We start from the raw sequence: 3,627 nt of genomic DNA, 5'->3' as shown, positions 1-3,627 counted from the left end.
CGACGACCAGTCCACGTGCGGTGACGGCTCGTCCGCGTGCAGAGTGCGCGGCAGGACACCTTCCCGCATCGCCAGCACCATCTTGATCACACCGGCGACACCCGCCGCGGCCTGGGTATGACCGATGTTCGACTTCAACGATCCAAGCCACAGCGGCCGTTCGGTGTCGCGCTCCTGCCCGTACGTCGCCAGCAGCGCCTCGGCCTCGATCGGGTCCCCTAGACGTGTGCCGGTGCCGTGCGCCTCCACGACATCCACCTCGGCGGCCGGCACTCCCGCGTTCGCCAGCGCCTGACGGATCACCCGTTGCTGCGAGGGCCCGTTCGGCGCCGTCAGACCGTTGCTGGCGCCGTCCTGGTTCACCGCCGAACCCCGCACCACGGCCAGCACCCGGTGTCCGTTACGCCGCGCGTCCGACAACCGCTCCAGCAGCAGCATGCCGACACCCTCACCCCAGCCCGTGCCGTCGGCCGAGGCCGAGAAGGACTTGCACCGGCCGTCGGGGGACAGCCCGCGCTGCCGGCTGAACTCCACGAAGGTGCCGGGGGTCGACATCACCGTGGCACCGCCGGCGAGGGCCATGGAGCACTCACCGGACCGCAGCGCCTGCGCCGCCAGGTGGAGGGCCACCAGCGAGGACGAGCAGGCCGTGTCCACGGTCACCGCCGGACCCACCAGGCCGAAGATGTATGCCAGGCGGCCGGTGAGAACGCTTCCGGTGTTGCCCGTGAGCAGGATGCCCTCCATCTCTTCCGGCATCTGGTGCACGGGTGGGGCGTAGTCGTGGTACATCAGCCCGGCGAACACACCTGTCTGGGTGCCCTGGACCGCCGCCGGGTCGATGCCGGCCCGCTCGAAGGTCTCCCAGACGGTCTCGAGGAGCAGCCGTTGCTGAGGGTCCATGGCCAGCGCCTCGCGCGGCGAGATCCCGAAGAAGGCGGGATCGAACTCTCCGGCCTCGTGAAGGAAGCCGCCCTCGCGGACGTAGCTCCTGCCCGGGCGGTCGGGGTCCGGGTCGTAGAGGTCCTCGCTCCAGCCCCGGCCGGTCGGGAAGGGCGAGATCGCGTCGGTGCCCTCCGCCACGAGCCGCCACAGGTCCTCGGGGGAGGTCACTCCGCCCGGGTAGCGGCAGGCCATGCCCACGATCGCGATGGGCTCGTCGGCCGTCGCCTTCACCGCGGACGCCGGGGAAGCGGTCGTGGCCGGCGCGTCCTGGCCCCGTGCGTCGACGTACCGGTTCAACAGCAGACCGACCACGGCCTCCGGGGTCGGGTAGTCGAAGAGGAGGGTAGTCGGCAGGGCCAGACCGGTGGCGCCGGTGAGCCGGTTGCGCAGCTCGACCGAGGTCAGCGAGTCGAAACCGGCCTCCTTGAAGGCACGGTCGGCGGGGACCGCGGCTGTTCCCCCGAGCCCCAGCACGGCAGCCGCCTGCCCGCGGACCAGCTCACGCAGGGCGCGCCGCTGCTCGGGTTCGGCCAGCGTCGACAGCCGCTCGACGAAAGAGGACCCGGCCGTCTCGCGCTTCCGCCGCTCGCTCCGGGCACGCCGAGGTCCGGGGCCGGGCACGAGGCTCTGCAGGAACGGCGGGACGTCGTCCGAATCGACCCGTGCCCGCAGGGCCTCGCCGTCGAGGCGCAGGGGTGCGAGCAGGGCCGCGTCCTGTCCGGCGTTCCGGGTGGCGAGGGCGGCGTCGAACAGCGACAGACCGTCCTGCTCGGACAGCGGGGCGATACCCGTGCGGGCCATACGGGCCATGTCCTGGCGTCCCAGCCCCTCGGCCATTCCGCCGCTCTGTTCCCACAGCCCCCAGGCCAGGGACAGTGCCGGCAGGTCCTGCGCCCGCCGGTGGGCGGCCAGGGCGTCGAGGAAGGCGTTGGCAGCCGCGTAGTTGCCCTGACCTGCGGCTCCGATGAGGCCGGAGATCGACGAGTAGAGGACGAAAGAGGTCAGCTCCATGTCCCGGGTCAGCTCGTGCAGGTTCCAGGCGGCAGTGACCTTGGGGCGCAGTACGTTGTCGAGCCGCTCGGGTGTCAGGGCGGTGACGATCCCGTCGTCCAGCACACCGGCGGCGTGCACGACGGCGGTCAGGGGATGTTCGGCCGCCACCGCGGCCAGGGTCGCTGCCAGTTGGTCGCGGTCCGCGGCGTCGCACGCGGCCAGCGTGACATGGCCACCGAGTGCCGTCAGCTCGTCGTGCAGGTCCTGGGCGCCGGGCGCGTCGGCTCCGCGACGGCTGAGCAGCAGCAGATGACGTACGCCGTGCACGCGGACGAGGTGCCGGGCGAGCAGTCCGCCCAGCCGCCCGAGCGCACCCGTGATCAGCACCGTGCCGTCGGGGTCGAAGGCGGGGCCGGAGTCCGGGGCGACGGTCGGGACGCGCACCAGACGGGGTACGTGTACGGCGCCGCCGCGGACCGCGACCTGGGGCTCGACCGCGGCCAGGGCAGCGGGCAGTACCTCCTCGGCGGGCGCGTCCGAATCGACCAGGACGAACCGGCCGGGGTGTTCCGTCTGAGCCGTCCGCAGCAGCCCCCAGACTCCGGCGAGCACGGGATCGACGACGACACCGCTGTCCCTCGCGCCCTCGACGTCCACGGCACCCCGCGTCAGCAGCACCAGCCGAGAGGCGGCGAACCGTTCGTCGGCCAGCCACGACTGCACCAGTTCCAGGGCTCGCCGGGTGAGGCCGAGGGCCTGTGCGGCGGTGTCGCCCGATTCTTCGCGGGCAGGTGCGGCGGCGAACTCCACGGCGACGGCTTCGGGTACGGACTCCTCATCGCGGTCGACGCCGCCGTAGTCGGCGTCGTTCATGAAGCCGATCAGGGACTCGACGTCCGGGAAGGTCCGCAGGTCCGATGGCGGCGCCGTCTGGGAGGTTGCCTTCCACTCCACCCGGAACAGCGTCCGGTCGGGTTCCGTACGAGCCGTCGCACGCAACGCGTCGGCGGGCACCTCGCGCCACACCAGCGACTCCACGGCCGCGACCTGTGCGCCCGTGCCGTCGGCGACGGTCAACGCGACGGTGTCCTGACCAGTGCGGGCGATGTGGACCCGCAGGGCCGGCGTGGCAGCCGCGGACACGTGCACCCCGGTCCAGCCGAACGGCAGGCTCAGCGACCGGGCGGCGCCCTGGCTGTCACCCGCGCCCGCACGGTGCGCGTGAGCGGAGTCGGCGCCGGGCAGCAGCGGATGCAACGCGGCGTCCAAGAGCGCGGGATGCAGCACGAACGATCCCGTCTCGGACCGCTGCTCCTCGGACAGGGCGACCTCGGCGAACAGCTCTTCCCCGCGCTGCCACACCCGCCCGAGTCCCTGGAACGCCGGGCCGTATCCGTAACCGCTCTCCGCGAGCCGGTCGTACACCCCGTCGGTGTCCAGTTCCACCGCGTCCGCCGGAGGCCACGAGGTCAGATCCGGCGCATCGTCGGCGAGCCGATCCGCCTGCGACACCGCCAGTGTGCCGTGGGCGTGACGGACCCAGGCCGCGTCCGGATCCCCGCCCCGTGTGGTGCCCTCCGGCCGTGAGTGGACGTTTACTTCGCGCCGGCCCTGTTCGTCCGCTTCCGAGACGGTCAACTGGATTCTTACGGCGCCGTGTTCGGGAAGGATGAGTGGTGCGGTGAGGGT

The 3,627-nt window shown here is 72.4% G+C and carries 1 pseudogene; it reads right to left on the bottom strand.

Annotated features, from left to right (window positions below):
- Positions 1–3,450: pseudogene (locus ABEB00_RS35375) on the bottom strand (type I polyketide synthase); the annotation flags it as partial.
- Positions 3,451–3,627: the final 177 nt, after the last annotated feature.

Source organism: Streptomyces ziwulingensis, assembly GCF_039542605.1.
Lineage (GTDB): Bacteria > Actinomycetota > Actinomycetes > Streptomycetales > Streptomycetaceae > Streptomyces > Streptomyces ziwulingensis.
The sequence above is the reverse complement of the archived record's forward strand: the minus strand, read 5'-3'. Positions and strand labels throughout refer to the sequence as shown.